Raw genomic sequence first — 18,254 nt, 5'->3', positions numbered from 1 at the left:
ACGCCCCCCCCCCCCCCCCAGTACACCCGCTCCGGCGCCGCCGCGCGCCCGTCGTGGCAACCCCCCCCCCCCACCGTCCCCCCCACACCCCCCCCCGCGCACCCCCCCCCCCGCGGGCTCTAATCTGTTGAAATCCAACGCGCCCTCAGATTGGGGATTCTCGTAAGGCGATCCGTCGGTTACGCTGTTGCAATGATTCGAATCCGGCTTTGGTCGGACTGGAAATCTGCAACGAGTCACAAGGGCGGCGGATGTGACGATGGCGACGGCAAGCAGCGTACAGCGCGAACCCTCCATGGAGGAGATACTGGCTTCCATCAGGAGGATCATCGAGGACAACGATACCGGCCGCAAGCAGCCGGACGAAGCGGACGACCTGCTGCAGGATTTAGCGTCGGTTGCCGTGCCGGGACCGGCGGTAGGCGGGGCGCCACCGGAGGCAGGCGGGGCGCCACCGGAGGTGCGCGCGTTTCGTGCCGAATTGCGCCCGGGATTCGACGCCAGGAGGCCGGTCACGCTGACCGAGGTGCAGGCGCAACCGTCGGCCGCCGAGCCCGTCATCGCACGCGTGGAGCCGCCGGCGCGTTCCGATCCCGCGCCGGTCAAAGCGCCCGTGACACTTGCTGAGGCCAGGATCGCGGCCGAACCGGCCCCGGCCGCCGAGCCGGAGCGGGATCCGCTTGCGACGACGGCAAGGGTTGCGGAGACGACCGACAGCATCGTTGCCGATTGGCGGCGTGAGATCGCCGCAGTCGGCGAGGCGATGACCGCGGCCAAGCCGGACAGGGCCCCAGACAGGGCTGAGATGCGACGGACGCCGGCCGCCGAATCGAAGGTCGAGGTTTTCGAGCACGCGGCCGAACCTGTTTTCGAGCCGGACCCGCCCCGAAGCGGGTTGGCGCGGCCGGCGACAAGCGAGGCACCGTCCACTCGTCCGGCGATCCTTTCCGAACACACGGGCCGGCAGGTTGCCGCTGCCTTCGGCGAGCTTTCCGATGCGTTCGCCAGCCGCAGCAAGAAAACCTTCGACGAGATGGCCGAGGAGATGCTGAGGCCCATGCTGCAGGACTGGCTGGACAACAATCTGCCGACGCTGGTCGAGCGGCTGGTGCGCGAGGAAATCGAGCGCGTGGCGCGCGGCGCGCAATAATTTCAGGGACCAGTCGAGAACAAAACGCCGCCTCCGGGGCGGCGCAAGCGCTCAACCGGCCAATCGTCGAAGTCGGCGCCGCCCTCATCCGCCTACCGGCACCTTCTCCCCGTACAGAGACGGGGAGAAGGGACTTGTCGCGATCCTCGGCGCCTTTTATGCAGCGGCCGCGATTGGCGAAAGCTTCAGTGCAGCCTTCTTTCTCGCCGTCACTATACGGGGAGAAATGCCCGGCAGGGCAATGAGGGGCAGCGCCAACCTGGAAGCGATTGCCCTGCGACGCTCACTTCCGTGAGTTGCCCAAAGCCGCCCCGGCGCTATTTACTGGCACGGTCGTCCGCCGCTCGCTTGCGGTTGACTTGCCAACGGCCTTCCGATTTACACCGAACCCAACACATCCCGAAAAGCTCGGACGCCTTTTCATGCTCGAAAAAACCTACGACGCCAAAATCGTCGAGCCGAAGATCGCCAAAATCTGGGAGGAGGCCGACGCGTTTCGTGCCGGCGCAGGCGCCGAGGAGGGCGCGGAAGCCTTCACCGTCGTCATCCCGCCACCGAACGTCACCGGCTCGCTGCATATGGGCCATGCGCTCAACAACACGCTGCAGGACATTCTGGTGCGCTTCGAGCGCATGCGCGGCAAGAACGTGCTGTGGCAGCCCGGCATGGACCACGCCGGCATCGCCACGCAGATGGTGGTCGAGCGCCAGCTTATGGAGAAGCAGATCCACCGCCGCGACCTGACGCGCGACGAGTTCATCGAGAAAGTCTGGGAGTGGAAGGCTGAATCCGGCGGCGCGATCTTCAACCAGTTGAAGCGGCTGGGGGCCTCGGCCGACTGGAGCCGAGAACGTTTCACCATGGACGAGGGCCTATCCAAGGCGGTGCTCGAAGTGTTCGTCACGCTCTACAAGGAAGGCCTGATCTACAAGGACAAGCGCCTTGTCAACTGGGACCCGAAGCTCTTGACTGCGATTTCCGACCTCGAGGTCGAACAGCAGGAGGTCAACGGCAACCTCTGGCATTTCCGCTATCCCGTCGAGGGCGAGGTCTTCGATCCGGAAAATCCAAAAACCTTCATCACCGTGGCGACGACACGGCCCGAGACGATGCTGGGCGATACGGCGGTGGCGGTGCATCCCGACGACGAGCGTTTTCGGCATCTGGTCGGCAAGAACCTCGTTCTGCCGATCGTCGGCCGCAAGATCCCAGTGGTGGCGGACCAATATTCCGATCCGGAGAAAGGCAGCGGCGCGGTCAAGATCACGCCAGCGCACGACTTCAACGACTTCGAGGTCGGCAGGCGCCACAAGCTGCCGGCGGTCAATATCCTCACCGTCGAGGCGGCGGTCACCCTCACGGACAATGACGACTTTCTCGCCGGGCTGGAGGTGACGCCCGAGCGCCAGGCCGTCTGGAATGAACTCAACGGCCTCGATCGTTTCGTCGCGCGCAAAAAGATCGTCGAACTGATGGAAGCGGGCGGTTTCCTCGAAAAGGTCGAGCCGCATCGCCATGCCGTGCCGCATGGTGATCGCGGCGGCGTGCCGATCGAACCGTTCCTGACCGAACAATGGTATGCGAACGCGGCGGAACTCGCCAAACCGGCTATTCGTGCGGTGCGCGAGGGCCGTACCAATTTCGTGCCGAAAAACTGGGAAAAGACCTATTTCGACTGGATGGAGAACATCCAGCCCTGGTGCATTTCGCGCCAACTCTGGTGGGGTCACCAGATCCCGGCCTGGTATGGACCGGATGGACGCGTCTTCGTCGAGAAGACCGAAGAGGAGGCGCTTGCAGCCGCCGTCGAATATTATCTGGCGCTGGAAGGGCCATGGAAGGCCTGGGTCGAGGACAAGCTCGAGAACTTCAAGCCGGGCGAGATCCTGACCCGCGACGAGGATGTGCTCGACACATGGTTCTCGTCGGCGCTGTGGCCGTTCTCGACGCTTGGCTGGCCGGACCAGACGCCGGAGCTGAAGACCTACTACCAGACCGACGTGCTGGTGACCGGCTTCGACATCATCTTCTTCTGGGTCGCCCGCATGATGATGATGGGCCTGCATTTCATGGACGAGGAGCCGTTTCACACCGTCTATGTCCATGCGCTGGTGCGCGACAAGAACGGGCAGAAGATGTCGAAGTCGAAAGGCAACGTCATCGACCCGCTCGATCTCATCGACGAATACGGCGCCGACGCGCTGCGCTTCACGCTGACGGTGATGGCCGCGCAAGGGCGCGACGTGAAGCTCGATCCGGCTCGCATCGCCGGCTACCGCAACTTCGGCACCAAGCTGTGGAACGCGACGCGTTTTGCCGAGATGAACGACGTCGCGAGGAACGATGAGTTCTGGCTGAACGACGCCAAGCTGGCGGTCAACCGTTGGATCCTGACCGAACTGACGCGCGCCGCGCGCGAAATCACCGATGGCATCACCTCATACCGGTTCAACGAGGCTGCAGGTGCGGCCTACCGCTTCGTCTGGAACCTGTTTTGCGACTGGTATCTGGAACTGCTGAAGCCGGTGTTCACAGGCACGGATGAGGCTGCCAAGGCCGAAAGCCGGGCTTGTGTCGCCTTCGTGCTCGACGAGATCTACAAGCTGCTGCATCCAATGATGCCATTCATGACTGAAGAACTGTGGGCTGAGACATCAGGCGAGGGCAAGGAACGGCCATCGTTGCTTTGTCATGCCGCGTGGCCGTCGCCCGATTTCGAGGATGAGGCAGCGGCCGCTGACATCAACTGGCTGGTCGATCTCGTCTCAGGCATCCGCTCCGTGCGCTCGGAAATGAACGTGCCGCCGGCTGCGATCGCGCCCCTGATGGTGATCGGCGCTAATACCGCAACCCACGAAAGGCTTGAACGCCAGGCTTCGGCCATCAAGCGACTGGCGCGGGTCGACGAGATCTCGCTGGTCGATGCGGCGCCCAAAGGCTCCGCCCAGATCGTGCTCAACGAGGCGACCATCTGCCTGCCGCTCGGCAGCCTGATCGACCTTACCGCCGAGGCGGCGCGGCTGCAGAAGGAACTGGTCAAGGTGACCGAAGAAATCGCCCGCCTGCACAAGAAGCTGTCCAACGAGAAATTCGTCGCCAACGCGCCGGAAGATGTCGTGGAAGCCGAGCGCGAAAAACTCGCCGAGTATCGCGAGGCGCAAGAAAAGCTTTCGGTGGCGCTGACACGGGTGCGCGAAGCCGGTTGATCTATCTCTAGTGCTTGAGAATCGAATTGGCTGAGGATCGGATTGACCCCAAACCGGCTTCCGCTTTTGGTCCGACGCTCTGGATTCGCGAGTGTCCGAACTCGCTTTTCCGACCGGCTTTCTGCGACGAAAATAGGCATTCCGCAGCGTAAATCTTGACGTAAACGGAATGTTTTAGCCCCATTGTTGCCATAATGTAACAATGAGCTTGGTTCTCGCAAAAAGAGCCGTTTTTGCGCCGTTCCGTGCGAGTTTTCCGAGTTCTTTTCTCGATTTTCAGCCAAATGAGCCGTTTTCCGGCTCTGAGGTGAAGCTGTCACTTTGTCTAAAATGCGGTCGGCGAAGGCGTACATGTACGCGTCGAGAATTCGTTGTTGCGCCGTTAACCTGAATTGGTTCTAGCTTAGTCCATTCGTATTCGGGGAAGAGATTCATGAACAATTTGCGTCTGAAAGCGCTGCTGGGGGCGGGGTGCTTTTCGCTATTGATGTCGGGCGCTGCGAACGCCGGCGGCTTCGACCGGGGCGGTGTCAACATCGACCAGTTGTTTGATGCCTCGCCATATTCGTTCGACGCCGGCGTCACCTATGTTTCGCCACAGCGCACACTGAAGAATGTGCAGCGTCTGGATGGCTCGGGAATGTCGTCTTCGTCAGTGGATGTCGGCGGCGACTATGCGGTGCCGCGCATCGGTATCAAGGCCAACATTTTTGAACCAGTGGATTGCCTGGCTAGCTATACGGAACCGTATGGTGCGGAGGCAGACTTCGGAATGAACAACGCCTATTCGCCAACAGCGGTCGAATACTACGTCAAAACAAATGATTTCGGCCTTACCTGCTCCTACAAGATAAACGTCGGCAAGGGCGCCATCCGGTTCATCGGCGGCGTCTCCTACCAGGAGGTCGATGCGTTTTTGTCGCGCCAGACACTGCTGGCCTTCGGCAATACTGGCCTCGGAAAATTCAAGCTTTCCGACGAGGCATGGGGTTGGCGCGTGGGCGCCGCTTATGAAATTCCCGAAATCGCCTTGCGCGCAAGCTTGATGTACTCTTCGAGCTACAAATATGACGAACTGTCGGGAACCGTCGACACGACCGGTTTTAGAGGGGCCTTTCCAGCGGATCTGATTCCAGGCGCTACCGGGGTCTACCCTGTCTCTGCCTCGGCCGAGATACCCCAAGCTGTGGAACTCAAGCTGCAGAGCGGCATAGCTCCTGGCTGGCTGGCCTTTGGTTCCATCCGCTGGCAGGAATGGAGCAGGCTTGGCATCATTCCCATCAATGGTGTGCGCAGTCCGGTGACCGGTGCTCTCTCGCCCGTTTCTTTCGACCTGCTTTATCGCGACGGCTGGACGGTTTCGGGCGGCATAGCTCACAAGTTCACCGACCAATTGTCTGGCGCGGTTTCGCTGACCTGGGATCGTGGAACTTCGACGACCTCCGGCTATCAGTCGGACACCTGGTCCGTGGCCAGCGGCATTTCTTATTCGCCGAACGACAAGATCGAGGTCAGACTTGGTGGTTCGATCGGTGTTCTGACCAGTGGGTCGTCGACCTTCACCGGTGTTGGCGACGCGGCAAATGCCGTCACCTACACATACGACGACGATCTGCTCCTTGCCGGCTCAGCTTCGGTTAAGATAAAGTTCTAAATATAAGTTTTCAATAGCAAAAAGGCCGGGCATTGCCCGGCCTTTTTGTTCGAGCGGCTTTCCTGACATGCAGGCGGCGTTGCAAAAACGCGGCATCCCTCTGCCTTCTGCGATTGTGACGTTTTGGCAACAGTTTCTGAGCAACCCTCGCACCACAACGACGCCCGGGGAGATTGCCTATTTCCCGCCATAAACCCGGCGCACTCGAATTTGTCCCGGAACACGTGCCCAAAGAGGCTCGGCAATGGGGCAGGTCGCACCGCCCGCGGCAAGGAAGAGTATGAACGCCAGAGTCATCTCCAAGGCCAAGCTGCCCAGCCGCTATGTGACCGTCGGTCCGGCGCGCGCGCCGCATCGCTCCTATCTCTATGCGATGGGATTGTCGGCGGCCGAGATCGCGCAGCCGCTGGTCGGTGTCGCGAGCTGCTGGAACGAGGCGGCACCGTGCAACATCTCGCTGATGCGCCAGGCGCAGGTGGTCAAGAAGGGCGTCGCCGCGGCTAACGGCACGCCGCGCGAGTTCTGCACCATCACCGTCACGGACGGCATCGCCATGGGCCACCAAGGCATGAAATCGTCACTGGTGTCGCGCGAGGTCATCGCCGATTCGGTCGAACTCACCATGCGCGGCCATTGCTACGATGCGCTGGTCGGCCTTGCCGGTTGCGACAAGTCGCTGCCCGGCATGATGATGGCCATGGTGCGGCTCAACGTGCCGTCGATCTTCATCTATGGGGGCTCGATACTGCCCGGTTCCTACAAGGGCCGGCAGATCACCGTGCAGGATGTGTTCGAGGCCGTCGGCCAGCACTCGGTCGGCACGATCGGCGACGCCGAACTCCTCGAGATCGAACAAGCCGCTTGTCCGTCGGCCGGCTCTTGTGGCGCCCAGTTCACCGCCAACACCATGGCCACCGTCGCCGAGGCCATCGGTCTGGCGCTGCCCTATTCCTGCGGGGCGCCGGCGCCCTATGAGATGCGCGACCGCTTCAATTTCGCCTCCGGCGAAAAGATCATGGAGCTGATCGCAAACAATATCCGCCCGCGCGACATCGTCACGCTGAAGGCGCTGGAGAATGCGGCGACCGTGGTTTCGGCCACCGGCGGCTCGACCAACGCGGCGCTGCATTTGCCGGCGATCGCGCATGAGGCCGGGATAAAGTTCGACCTCTTCGATGTAGCCAGGATCTTCGAGAAGACGCCCTACATCGCCGACCTGAAGCCGGGCGGCAAATATGTCGCCAAGGACATGTTCGAGGCCGGCGGCATTCCGCTCTTGATGAAGACGTTGCTCGACCACGGCTATCTGCATGGCGACTGCCTGACGGTGACCGGCCGCACTTTAGCCGAAAATATGGAGCACGTTGCGTGGAATGATAGCCAGGATGTGGTCCGTCCCGCCAACCGACCAATCACCCAAACGGGTGGCGTCGTGGGCTTGAAGGGAAACCTTGCCCCCGAAGGCGCGATCGTGAAGGTCGCGGGCATGTCGGAGCTGAAATTCTCAGGTCCGGCACGCTGCTTCGATTCGGAAGAAGAATGTTTCCAGGCGGTTACGGATCGCAGCTACAGCGAAGGCGAGGTCCTCGTCATCCGCTACGAGGGACCGCGCGGCGGTCCGGGCATGCGCGAAATGCTATCGACGACGGCAGCTCTCTATGGCCAGGGCATGGGCGGCAAGGTGGCTCTCATCACCGATGGACGTTTTTCGGGGGCGACACGCGGCTTCTGCATCGGCCATGTCGGGCCGGAAGCCGCCGTGGGTGGTCCGATCGGGCTGCTCAGGGATGGCGATTTGATCTCGATCGACGCGGTGAACGGCACGATCGAGGTGGCGCTGTCCGACACTGAACTGGCGGCCAGGGCGAAGGCATGGAAGGCGCGCGCGACCGACTATCAGTCGGGCGCGATCTGGAAATATGCACAAACGGTAGGGCCTGCCCGCGACGGCGCGGTCACCCATCCCGGTGGTGCGAAAGAAACACATTGTTATGCGGATATCTGAGTTGCTGAGGTTGTCTGTCTTTTCGGCACTGGTCGCGATCGCCACTTTTGGCGCGACCTTGGGCGCCGCGGGCCAGGCCATGGCCTTCGACGACAAGGTGTTCGACGACAAGACCGGCGTGAAGCCGCAGTCCAGCCCGTGGGCGGTGTTTCAGTTCGGCTTCTCCGCCTATAAGAACGGCCGCAAGGAGCAGGCCGCGGAGGCTTACAAATACGCGGCCGAAAATGGCCAGATCGGCGCCACCTGGAAGCTTGCGCGCATGTATGCCGAGGGTGACGGCGTGGAGCGCGACGACTACGCGGCGTTCAAGTTCTTCTCAGAGATCGTCGATCAGGACGTCGAACCCGGTTCGCCGGAAGAGAGCTATGTGTCGGACGCGCTCGTTGCGCTCGGCGATTATCTGAGGAAGGGCATCCCCGGCAGCCCCATCACAGAGAACGAGGTGGCGGCCCAGGAATATTACATGCGCGCCGCCGCCAATTACCGCAACCCGAATGCCCAGTTCGAGATGGGCCAGATCTTCCTGAATGGCAAGGGCGGCGTCAAGGCCAGCATCAAGCAGGCCGGACGCTGGTTCCAACTCGCTGCGGAAAAGGGCCATGCCGGCGCGCAGGCAACGCTCGGCCACCTGCTTTTCCAGAGCGGCAAGATCGTTCGGGGGCTGGCGATGATGACCGCAGCGCTAGAACGGGCCTCACCTTCCGACCAGCCATGGATACGCGGGATGCAGGAAGAGGCGTTTGCCGCCGCGGGCGAGGCCGACCGCCGGACCGCGATTTCACTGGCCGACGACATCCTCACCAAGGGCAGCGGCGACCAGTAGTCGCAAAGCCAGTAGCCACGAAGCCGATAGTGAGGAAGCCAATAGTCAGGAAGACTGGCTACTTCGAAAAATCAAGTTGGACAGCCGAGATCAGTTCTCGGTCGGTTCCGTCGCAACGAGGCCGGACTCCGGCGTTGAAATCGGCGTGGCCGACGGCGCCAGCGTGGTTCGCGGGCATTCGTCCCGGATCTTTGTCCATGACGTGTTGTTGAGCACCATGTCGCAGCGGGCGAGATGACTCCGGCCGGAAAGCGTCAGGCAGGCGACCTGGCCGATCTGGAAGGATTTTCCGTTGGCCAGGCATTCAGGGTCGGCAAAAGCCGGCGTCGCCGCGAGGGCGAGCGCGGCGGCACATGGGCAAAGCGTAAATCTGATCGTCATCCTGAACCCCGGCCGAACCCGGATTGCAGCGGAAACCTCGATTGTGGCGATATGACGGTCCATCAACCGGGAATCCGGTGGTCCGGACCTCGAAATGATCAGATTGGCGCAAAAGCCAGTTCGACGGCCACCGGCACATGGTCGGAGGGTTTTTCCCAGGCGCGCACATGCTTTTCGATCGAGGCCGAGGAAAAGCGGTTGGCGGCTTCCGGTGAGAGCAGCAAGTGATCGATGCGGATGCCGTTGTTCTTCTGCCAGGCGCCGGCCTGATAATCCCAGAAAGTAAAGATGTCCGGCGCGTCGGTGACCGCGCGCACCGCTTCGGTGAAGCCGAGATTCTTCAGCCGGCGGAACGCCTGCCTGGTCTGCGGCTGGAACAGCGCGTCGCTCAGCCAGTTCTCCGGGAATTTCGCGTCGATGTATTCGGGGATGACATTGTAATCCCCGGCCAGCACCAGCGCCTCTTCGAGCATGAGCCGTTCCTCGGCCCAGCGCTCCAGCCGCGCCATCCAGGACAGCTTGTAGGAGAACTTCTTCTCGTCATCGATCGGGTTGCCGTTCGGCAAATAGAGCGAGGCAACGCGCAACGCGCCCTTATCGGTCGAGAACACGCCCTCGATGAAACGCGCCTGCTCGTCGGTATCGTCGCCCGGCAAGCCTCTGATGACCTCGTCGAAGCGCAGCTTCGACAGGATGGCGACGCCGTTAAAACCCTTTTGGCCATGTATTTCAACGTTGTAGCCAAGCGCCTCGATCTCCGCCCGCGGAAACTGCTCGTCGACCGTCTTGATCTCCTGCAGGCAGGCGATATCAGGCGCGCTTTCCGTCAGCCAATGGGTCAAATTGCCGATGCGGGCCCGAACGCCGTTAATGTTCCAGGTGACGATTTTCATGACGGCCTCATTGCTGTTCCGGCGGATGACGTTCGACGAGGCCGATCGTATTGCCTGCCGGGTCCTTTAGGAAGGCCATCCATTCGCTTTCCCCCGCCGGCCCGAACAGGCCCTCGCTATCGTGATGGACGAGCATCGGCGGCGCGGTGAAGGGGACACCGGCGGCTTTTGCCGAGGCATGAAAATCGTCGAGGCCCGATATGTCGAGATAGACTGTGCCGGCCGGCAGGCCATCGGTGAACAGCAGCCGCACGTCGCCGGCCATGATGAAGGCGATGCCCGGCGGATCAAAGCGTACGTGCACTGTCATGCCGAGCACGTCGTGCCAGAACGCCAGCGTTGCATCGAGATCGCGCCCGGCTGAAAGCGCGACCTGACGGACCGCGCCGATGGCAGGCATTTCTAAATACTGAAGCTGGTGCCGCAGCCGCACGAGGCGACCGCATTCGGGTTCCTGATCTGGAACGACTGGCCCATCAGATCGTCGACGAAATCGATCACCGCGCCGCCCATATAGACCAGCGAGAGGTCGTCGATCAGCACGGTGGCGCCGTCTTTCTCAATGGCGACGTCGTCATCGTTGCGCGTTTCGACCAGGTCGAACTTGTAGGAAAAACCGGAGCAGCCGCCGCCCTCGACCGAAACGCGCAGCGCCTTCTTGCCGGCTTCGCCAGATACAATCTTCGCGATCCGCCTGGCGGCGGCGTCGGTCATCTCGACTTTCATGGCAGTCTTGGCATCAGCGCCCATGGGCGTCACCTTGCTTTCGGTTTCACATGATAGGTATGAAGCGCGAGAGGGCAAGTCAACTGCGGCAACGGCGATGACAAATGAGTTGGGCGACATCGGATTCGGTTATCGACCGCGCGCGGTCTATGCCTGCGATCCGGCAAAGTCGCGCGGGCGGCTGTTCGACGAGGTGGAGAGCCCGACTCGGACGCCATTCCAGCGCGACCGCGACCGCATCATCCATTCGACGGCATTCCGCCGGCTGAAGCACAAGACACAAGTGTTCGTCGCGCATGAGGGCGATCATTACCGCACCCGGCTGACGCATTCGATCGAGGTGGCGCAGATAGCGCGTGCCCTGGCGCGGGCGCTGCGCGGCGACGAGGACCTGGCCGAGGCGGTGGCGCTGGTGCACGATTTCGGCCACACGCCATTCGGCCATACCGGCGAGGACGCGCTGAACGACAAAATGGCCGCCTGGGGCGGCTTCGACCACAACGCGCAATCACTGCGCGTGGTGACGCGGCTGGAGAGCCGCTATGCCGAGTTCGACGGGCTGAACCTTACCTGGGAAACGCTGGAGGGGCTGGTCAAGCACAACGGCCCGCTGACCGACGCCAGGGGAAAAGGCCTGAAGGGGCCGGTGCCGCAAGCGATCCGAGACTATTCGGAGCTGCACGACCTCGAACTCGACCGCTTCGCCGGCATCGAGGCGCAGTGCGCGGCAATCGCCGACGACATCGCCTACAACACCCATGACATCGACGACGGCCTGAGATCCGGCTTCCTGACGCTGGACATGCTGAAAAAGGTCTCGCTGCCCGGCTCGATCCTGGAAGGCGTGCGCCAGCGCTATCCGGCGCTGGACGAAGTGAGGACAGGCCACGAACTGATGCGACGGCAGATCACGATGATGGTCGAGGATGTCATCGTTTCCACCGCCGCCAATCTGGCCCCCATCAAGCCGGACAGCGCCGACGCGGTAAGGGCGGCAGGCAAGACGATGGTGACCTTTTCAGCCGAAATGGCCGCGTTCGAAAAGGAATTGAAGGCCTTTCTCTACAAGCATCTCTACCGGCACAGCGAGGTCATGCGGGTGCGAGCCGACGCGGAGCGGATCGTCAACGACCTGTTCGATGTCTATTTCGCCGATCCGCGCGCCATGCCCGACGGCTGGCGCGAAGGGCTCGACCGGGCCGACGATCGCATCAAAGCGCGCAGCGTCGCCGATTTCCTGGCGGGCATGACGGATACCTACGCTTTGAAAGAACACCGCCGTTTGTTTGACCATACGCCAGAATTAAGCTAGGCCGAGCTCGATTTTACCGGCCAATAAGCCGGATCCCTGCAAAGCCGCCAGAGCCACACCCCAGAGCCACACCAATGAACATCTTCGCCGATTTCAACGCGCGAATCACCAGAGCTGTCGAAGCGCTTGATTTGAAAGACAAAGACGGCGGTTCGCTGGACCTGTCGCGCATCGCCGTCGAGCCGCCGCGCGACGCCAGCCATGGCGACCTGGCGACCAATGCTGCGATGGTGCTGGCCAAGCCGACCGGCCAGTCGCCACGCGCACTGGCTGAAAGGCTGGCGCAGGCGCTGCGCGCCGATACCGACATCGCCGCTGCGGACGTTGCCGGGCCGGGCTTCGTCAATCTCAGGCTCAAGGATGCGTTTTGGCAGGTGCATCTGACCGCGCTGCTCGGCGAAGGCCGCAATTACGGCCGCTCGACCGTCGGCGGCGGCAGAAAGGCCAATGTCGAATACGTTTCGGCCAACCCGACCGGACCGATGCATGTCGGCCATTGCCGTGGCGCCGTGGTGGGTGATGCGCTCGCCAATCTGATGGCCTTCGCCGGTTATGACGTGACCAAGGAATATGTCATCAACGATGCCGGGTCGCAGATCGACGTGCTCGGCCGCTCTGCCATGCTGCGTTACCGCGAGGCGCTCGGCGACGACATTGGCGAGATTCCTGCCGGGCTTTATCCGGGCGACTATCTGATCCCGGTCGGTCAGGCGCTGGCCAGCGAATTCGGCCGCGCTTTGCTGCAGATGGCCGACGAGGAAGCGCTTGCCATCGTCAAGGACAGGACGATCGATGCGATGATGGCGATGATCCGTGAGGATCTGGCGCTGCTCAATGTGCATCACGACGTCTTTTTCTCGGAGCGCACCCTGCACGCCGACAACGCCCGGAAAATCCGCTCGGCGATCAACGACCTGACGCTCAAGGGCCATATCTACAAGGGCAAGCTGCCGCCGCCCAAGGGCGAGAAGCCGGACGACTGGGAGGATCGCGAGCAGACGCTGTTCCGCTCGACAGCGGTCGGCGACGACATGGACCGGGCGCTGGTCAAGTCGGACGGCACCTTCACCTATTTCGCCGCGGACGTCGCCTATTTGAAGGACAAGGTCGATCGCGGTTTCGTCGAGCTGATCTATGTGCTTGGCGCCGATCATGGCGGCTATGTGAAGCGCCTGGAAGCGCTCGCCCGGGCGATTTCCGGCGACGAGGTGAAGCTTACCGTGCTGCTTTGCCAGCTGGTAAGGCTTTTTCGCGAGGGCGAACCGGTGCGCATGTCGAAGCGGTCGGGCGATTTCGTGACGCTGCGCGAAGTGGTGGAGGAAGTCGGCCGCGATCCGATCCGCTTCATGATGCTGTACCGCAAGAACGATGCGCCGCTCGATTTCGACTTCGCCAAGGTGACCGAGCAGTCGAAGGACAATCCGGTGTTCTACGTGCAGTACGCGTCGGCGCGCTGCCATTCGGTGTTCCGGCAGGCGAGCGAACAGTTGGGCGAGGCCAATTTCGATCGCAATCGGCTGGCCGCCGCCACCGCTTCGCTGACCGACGATGGCGAGATCGGCCTGATCAGGAAGCTTGCGGAATATCCACGGCTGATTGAATCCGCGGCACTTGCGCTCGAGCCGCACCGGCTGGCATTCTACCTCTACGATCTCGCCTCCAGCTTCCACGGACATTGGAACCGCGGCACCGAGAATCCGGACTTACGTTTTGTTAAGGTTAACGACCGACAATTGACGCATGCCAGACTAGGCTTGGTGCAGGCTGTTTCGGACGTTTTGACGTCCGGCCTGACGCTGATCGGAGCCGATGCGCCCACCGAAATGCGTTAGGTTTGACTAAAAAACCTGTCACCTTTTGCCCACATTGCGCTGGTAAGGGCCAACCCTACGCGACGTCCATGGCGTCCGAATAAGTGCGAGTTCGGGAACAATAATGGCAGACAGAACCCAGCTGAGAGCAGCCGCCCAAAACGATATCGCCGACGATGACCCGTTCGCGGAACTGACCAGGATCATGGGGTTCGACCCGCGCCAGCCGGTCAAGCCGCAGGCCCAGCCGAAGGCGCCTCCAGCCAGCCAGCCGGCGGATGAGGGCGATTTCGACATCGATCTCGAGAAGGAGTTGATGGGCGAATTCGGCGCCGACGACAATGACGGCGCAACCGAGGTTCGGGAGCCGGCTTTCGAAGCGGCTGCTACTGACGCGGTGGACGACGAGCTTGCCGCGTCGTTCGAACAGGATTTCCTGCTGGACGATGATGCGGCCGACGAAACCGCCCATGCCGTTGCTGCCGACGACGCGCGTTCTGGTGTTGCCGAAGCATCCGCGCCGGCTGTTGAAGCTGCGTTCGATGACGATTTCGACGATGCGCTTGCCAGTTCGCTCGAAGATGTGTCGCCATTCGAAGACGATTTGGCAGTGAACGACAAGCGTGGGGACGACGAGCTTGCCGCGTCGCTCGAACAGGATTTCCGGCTCGACGACGATGCGACGGAAGAAACCGCCCATGCCGTTGCTGCCGATGACGTGCGTTCTGACGTTGCCGAAGCATCCGCGTCGGCTGTTGAAGCTGCTTTCGATGACAATTTCAACGATGGGCTCGGCAGTTCGCTCGAAGATGTGTCGCCATTCGAAGACGATTTGGCAGTGAACGACAAGCGGGGGGACGACGAGCTTGCCGCGTCGCTCGAACAGGATTTGCTGCTGGACGATGATGCGGCGGACGAGGCCGAACAGAATACTGCCGCCATCGATGCATTCGCGCCGGTTGCCGCCCCCGCCTTCGACGATGAATTCGACAATGCGGTCGCAAGCTCGCTCGAAGACGAGCTGATGCTCGACGAGCACGTGCCGATGGCGCAGGCTGCCGAAGCCGAAGTCTCCGCGCCGGCCGCCGAACCCGTCTTCGACGATGAATTCGACAACGCAGTCGCAAGCTCGCTCGAAGACGAGCTGATGCTCGACGAGCACGTGCCGATGGCGCAGGCTGCCGAACGCGCCGAAATCTCCGCGCCGGCCGCCGAACCCGTCTTCGACGACGAATTCGACAATGCGGTCGCAAGCTCGCTCGAAGACGAGTTGATGCTCGACGAACATGTGCCGATGGCCGCTGTTGAAGCTCCTGCGGCGCCTATTCGGGCCATTTCGGATGAGTCCGATGAGGACGTTGCCGGCCATTTTGACGACGCCATGGCCGATGTCGACATGGATTTCGACGTTCGCACGGCCGAACCGGTCGAAATTGGCGAGCCACAAATTGACGAACCGGAGGCTGTCGCCGCCAAGGACGAGCCTTCCGCCGCGACCCCGGAAGATGCGTTCGACGCCGATTTTGACTTGAGCTTCGACGACGCGCTTGCCGAGGAAGCCGAAGAGCCGGTTGCCCAGACCTCCGGCGTTGCAGCCCAACCGATGGCGCCGACCGCCGTGGTCCAGCCGGCGGCGCCTGCCCCCGTCGCTGACGAGCGGAGCCTCGAAGACGAGTTGAACGCGCTGTTGGGCACCATGCGCACACGCGCTGCCCCCGTGGCGGCCTACGCGGCCAACGAACCCGCTAAGGTTCAGCACCCTTTAGCCGCGACTGAAAAGGTCGCCGTCAAACCAGCGAATCCTGTCGAAGAACTGGACTGGAGCCTCGACGAGGAAGACCTTTTGGAGTCGCCGGATAGTAGCGCGGTTCAGGCCGCCGACGTCGATCTCGACAGCGTTCTCCTCGATGGGCTCGAGGGCCAGGATTTCGGCGCTGAAGATGCCGCCGGGTCGGCCGATGTGGATTTCGACGATGATGCTTTGCACACCGCCTTCGCCAAGGACATCGGTCTGGATCATGACGACGGCGATGACGTTGCGGCCGCCGCTCCCCAGCAGGATCCGGCTGATGCGCTCAGCTGGATGGCGGCAGCCTCCGCCCCGCCGACGCCGGCCCGTTCGTGGAGCCTCGTAACGCCGGTTGCGCAGTCGCAGCCTGCCTTTGCAGCGCAGCCGACAGCTTCGGCGAGGACCACGGAAGTGGCCTCGGGGAAGACCACGGAAGCGACGCCGCCTATGGCTGCGGCACCGGCCTATCAGGAGCCGGCCGAAGACAATGCCGCCGATGCGGCATCTGCGCCGGCGCAAAGCGAACAGTCTTCAGCGTATGACGAGATGCCCGATGTGGAGACGGTCGATGTGCCCGAGCGCGTTGTGGCGCTGGCGGACGACCTCGATATTCCGGACCTCGACTTCAATGACGACGAACCGGCGGCGCCTGCCTATGACGATCTCGACACCGAGTTCGCCAGCCTTCTCACGGAAATGAATGCCGTAGACGTCGCTGCCGCCCCGGCGCGCAGCGCGGCGTATAACGACGAACCCTACAATTCCGGATTCCAGTCAGCGGCCGAGTTCCAGTCAGCGGCCGGGTTCCAGTCAGCGGTCGAGTTCCAGCCAGGCTATGAGCCCGACCGCGTTGAAACGCGGACCTATGCGGCGAGGCCTGCACAAGCATCTGTCAGTGCGTCTTATGCCGATGCTGCCAGCGGCTTCGATCTGGGCGACTTGCCCAGCGGCCGGCCGGCCTCGCAGGCCGATGACTTTGGCTTGGACGAACTCGACTACGACCCCGAACTGGATGAGGCCATGTCGGTTCCCGGCTTGGCCGAGCACGATGCCGCGAGGCCGCGGCGCCGCGGCCTGCTGGTCGCCGCAGTCGTCGGCGCCGTGGCGCTCGCCGGCGGTCTCGGCGCCTTCGCGCTGTCTTTCGGCGGCACCGGCGGCACCGATGCGCCGGTCATCGTCAAGGCGGACAACGCACCGATCAAGGTCAGGCCGGAAAATCCGGGCGGCACCGTCGTGCCGAACCAGGACAATAAGGTCTATGACGCCGTGGCCAAGGGTGGCGCAAAACCCGCCGAACCGGTCCAGGAAAAACTGGTCACCAACACCGAAGAGCCGGTGGACGTGGCGGCCAAGGAGCCGCCGCAGAGCCGTGTGGTCGATCTTTCGCCTGACGATATCGAGACGGCTGAAGCCGCCGATGCGACCCGCAATGCCGAATCCGCCGCCGCTGAAGGCGCCAATGCAATCCCCGGCACGCAAGCGGCCGGAAATGCTGACGTCGCCGCCCTGCCGACACCCAAGTCCGAGGATCGTATCGCCCAGGTTCTGCAAGAGGCCGAGCAGGGCATCGACCCCGACCTCGTCGCCGTTGCGCCGCGCAAGGTGAGAACCATGGTCGTCAAATCAGATGGCTCGCTGGTTGCGCGCGAGGATCCGGCGCCTGCGGCACCGCAGATGGCTGCCGTCGAGCCTGTCGATCCGACGCCGCAGCATGTGGCCCCCTCGGGGCAGGCCGACGACGCAGCAGAACAGACCGGTACGGTACCGCCTGTTGCCGACCAGGCAAGTGGCGACCTATTGGGTAGCGACCCGGTGGGCGGCGACCAGACCGAAACCGCCAAGCCGGAAACAGCTAAGCCGGAAACAGCTAAGCCGGAAACAGTCAACCCGACAACCGCGCCGGCAGCCGCGCCTGAGGCTGAGGCCCAAACCGCCCAGCCTGCCAATACGCCGGCCATGGTTCCGGTGGCGCCGCAGCGTCCGTCCGACCAGCCGGTCGACGTCGTCGGCGAGGTGAAGCCCGACCAGGTTGCGTCCATCAATCCGGCGGCCGCCTCGACCGGCGGTGGCTCGTGGTCGATGCAGATCGCTTCGCAACCGACTGTCGAAAGCGCCCAGTCGACCTACCAGGATCTGCAGCGCCGCTACGACAGCGTGCTTTCCGGCCACACCGCCAACATCGTCAAAGCCGAGATCGCCGGCAAGGGAACGTTCTATCGCGTCCGCGTCCCGGCGAAGTCGCGCAACGATGCGATCAATCTGTGCACCAACTACAAGGCTGCCGGCGGCAACTGCTTCGTGTCGCGCTAGCCATTCCAAGTCTCCGCTCTTTGGCGGAAAGAACCGGCGCGGTCATGAACCGCGCCGGTTTTTTTGTGGAAGGGAGTTCTTTTTGTGGAAGGGGTTCTGGCTAGAGCATCGGACGTTCAAGTGAGTCCATACCCTGCGGCTGTGAAGTAGTTTCTGCATTCAACTGGCGAGAACAGATTGCAGATATCGCCGAT

At 62.5% G+C, this 18,254-nt stretch carries 12 protein-coding genes; 8 read left to right on the top strand and 4 right to left on the bottom strand.

The window, feature by feature from the left end; genetic code table 11:
* The first annotated feature begins 259 nt into the window (after window positions 1–259).
* The 5 genes from NKH12_RS26425 to NKH12_RS26405 all read left to right on the top strand — a co-directional run bounded on the left by NKH12_RS26425 (window position 260) and on the right by NKH12_RS26405 (window position 8,838).
* Entirely contained in the window at window positions 260–1,150 is an 891-nt protein-coding gene (locus NKH12_RS26425) for a DUF2497 domain-containing protein (protein WP_352955838.1), read from the top strand.
* Between the two features lie 422 nt (window positions 1,151–1,572).
* Window positions 1,573–4,356 carry a valine--tRNA ligase gene (locus NKH12_RS26420; RefSeq protein ID WP_352955837.1) on the top strand — a complete coding sequence of 928 codons (2,784 nt, stop codon included), beginning with the start codon at window positions 1,573–1,575 and terminating at the stop codon, window positions 4,354–4,356.
* Between the two features lie 433 nt (window positions 4,357–4,789).
* Window positions 4,790–6,010 (top strand): OmpP1/FadL family transporter, encoded by a 1,221-nt coding sequence (locus NKH12_RS26415; RefSeq protein WP_352955836.1) that lies wholly within the window; start codon window positions 4,790–4,792, stop codon window positions 6,008–6,010.
* Between the two features lie 280 nt (window positions 6,011–6,290).
* Window positions 6,291–8,015: a dihydroxy-acid dehydratase gene (gene ilvD / locus NKH12_RS26410; RefSeq protein ID WP_352955835.1), complete on the top strand. Its 1,725-nt coding sequence runs from the start codon at window positions 6,291–6,293 to the stop codon at window positions 8,013–8,015.
* Window positions 8,002–8,838: a tetratricopeptide repeat protein gene (locus tag NKH12_RS26405; RefSeq protein ID WP_352955834.1), complete on the top strand. Its 837-nt coding sequence runs from the start codon at window positions 8,002–8,004 to the stop codon at window positions 8,836–8,838. The genes ilvD and NKH12_RS26405 overlap by 14 nt, the downstream gene beginning before the upstream one ends.
* Window positions 8,839–8,928: 90 nt before the next feature.
* Here the strand turns inward: NKH12_RS26405 and NKH12_RS26400 are convergent, their stop codons facing one another.
* From NKH12_RS26400 to erpA, 4 genes are all read right to left on the bottom strand, one after another.
* Window positions 8,929–9,219: a hypothetical protein gene (locus NKH12_RS26400; protein WP_352955833.1), complete on the bottom strand. Its 291-nt coding sequence runs from the start codon at window positions 9,217–9,219 to the stop codon at window positions 8,929–8,931.
* A gap of 98 nt (window positions 9,220–9,317) precedes the next feature.
* Complete coding sequence (gene xth / locus NKH12_RS26395; protein ID WP_352955832.1) at window positions 9,318–10,112, bottom strand: exodeoxyribonuclease III; 795 nt, start codon at window positions 10,110–10,112, stop codon at window positions 9,318–9,320.
* A gap of 7 nt (window positions 10,113–10,119) precedes the next feature.
* Window positions 10,120–10,512: a VOC family protein gene (locus NKH12_RS26390; RefSeq protein WP_352955831.1), complete on the bottom strand. Its 393-nt coding sequence runs from the start codon at window positions 10,510–10,512 to the stop codon at window positions 10,120–10,122.
* A gap of 2 nt (window positions 10,513–10,514) precedes the next feature.
* On the bottom strand, window positions 10,515–10,862 hold the full coding sequence (gene erpA, locus NKH12_RS26385) for an iron-sulfur cluster insertion protein ErpA (RefSeq protein ID WP_352955830.1): 348 nt from the start codon (window positions 10,860–10,862) through the stop codon (window positions 10,515–10,517).
* A 73-nt stretch (window positions 10,863–10,935) separates the two neighbouring features.
* Here erpA and NKH12_RS26380 point away from each other — a divergent pair, with 73 nt between their 5' ends.
* The 3 genes from NKH12_RS26380 to NKH12_RS26370 all read left to right on the top strand — a co-directional run bounded on the left by NKH12_RS26380 (window position 10,936) and on the right by NKH12_RS26370 (window position 18,060).
* A complete protein-coding gene (locus NKH12_RS26380; protein ID WP_352955829.1) occupies window positions 10,936–12,150 on the top strand; it encodes a deoxyguanosinetriphosphate triphosphohydrolase in 1,215 nt (404 codons plus the stop codon).
* A gap of 74 nt (window positions 12,151–12,224) precedes the next feature.
* Window positions 12,225–13,982 carry an arginine--tRNA ligase gene (gene argS, locus NKH12_RS26375; protein ID WP_352955828.1) on the top strand — a complete coding sequence of 586 codons (1,758 nt, stop codon included), beginning with the start codon at window positions 12,225–12,227 and terminating at the stop codon, window positions 13,980–13,982.
* Between the two features lie 103 nt (window positions 13,983–14,085).
* Complete coding sequence (locus tag NKH12_RS26370) at window positions 14,086–18,060, top strand: SPOR domain-containing protein (protein WP_352955827.1); 3,975 nt, start codon at window positions 14,086–14,088, stop codon at window positions 18,058–18,060.
* Window positions 18,061–18,254 lie beyond the last annotated feature (194 nt).

The organism is Mesorhizobium sp. M1322 (assembly GCF_040318085.1).
Lineage (GTDB): Bacteria > Pseudomonadota > Alphaproteobacteria > Rhizobiales > Rhizobiaceae > Mesorhizobium.
Note: the sequence above shows the minus strand (reverse complement) of the source record. Positions and strands in the feature narration are given on the sequence as shown.

Excerpts from the sequence above, each read along its gene's own strand:
- argS (WP_352955828.1), top strand. The coding sequence starts at position 12,225 with ATGAACATCTTCGCCGATTTCAACGCGCGAATCACCAGAGCTGTCGAA.
- NKH12_RS26425 (WP_352955838.1), top strand. The coding sequence starts at position 260 with ATGGCGACGGCAAGCAGCGTACAGCGCGAACCCTCCATGGAGGAGATA.
- NKH12_RS26415 (WP_352955836.1), top strand. The coding sequence starts at position 4,790 with ATGAACAATTTGCGTCTGAAAGCGCTGCTGGGGGCGGGGTGCTTTTCG.
- erpA (WP_352955830.1), bottom strand. The coding sequence starts at position 10,862 with ATGGGCGCTGATGCCAAGACTGCCATGAAAGTCGAGATGACCGACGCC.
- xth (WP_352955832.1), bottom strand. The coding sequence starts at position 10,112 with ATGAAAATCGTCACCTGGAACATTAACGGCGTTCGGGCCCGCATCGGC.
- NKH12_RS26420 (WP_352955837.1), top strand. The coding sequence starts at position 1,573 with ATGCTCGAAAAAACCTACGACGCCAAAATCGTCGAGCCGAAGATCGCC.
- NKH12_RS26380 (WP_352955829.1), top strand. The coding sequence starts at position 10,936 with ATGACAAATGAGTTGGGCGACATCGGATTCGGTTATCGACCGCGCGCG.
- ilvD (WP_352955835.1), top strand. The coding sequence starts at position 6,291 with ATGAACGCCAGAGTCATCTCCAAGGCCAAGCTGCCCAGCCGCTATGTG.
- NKH12_RS26370 (WP_352955827.1), top strand. The coding sequence starts at position 14,086 with ATGGCAGACAGAACCCAGCTGAGAGCAGCCGCCCAAAACGATATCGCC.
- NKH12_RS26390 (WP_352955831.1), bottom strand. The coding sequence starts at position 10,512 with ATGCCTGCCATCGGCGCGGTCCGTCAGGTCGCGCTTTCAGCCGGGCGC.
- NKH12_RS26400 (WP_352955833.1), bottom strand. The coding sequence starts at position 9,219 with ATGACGATCAGATTTACGCTTTGCCCATGTGCCGCCGCGCTCGCCCTC.
- NKH12_RS26405 (WP_352955834.1), top strand. The coding sequence starts at position 8,002 with ATGCGGATATCTGAGTTGCTGAGGTTGTCTGTCTTTTCGGCACTGGTC.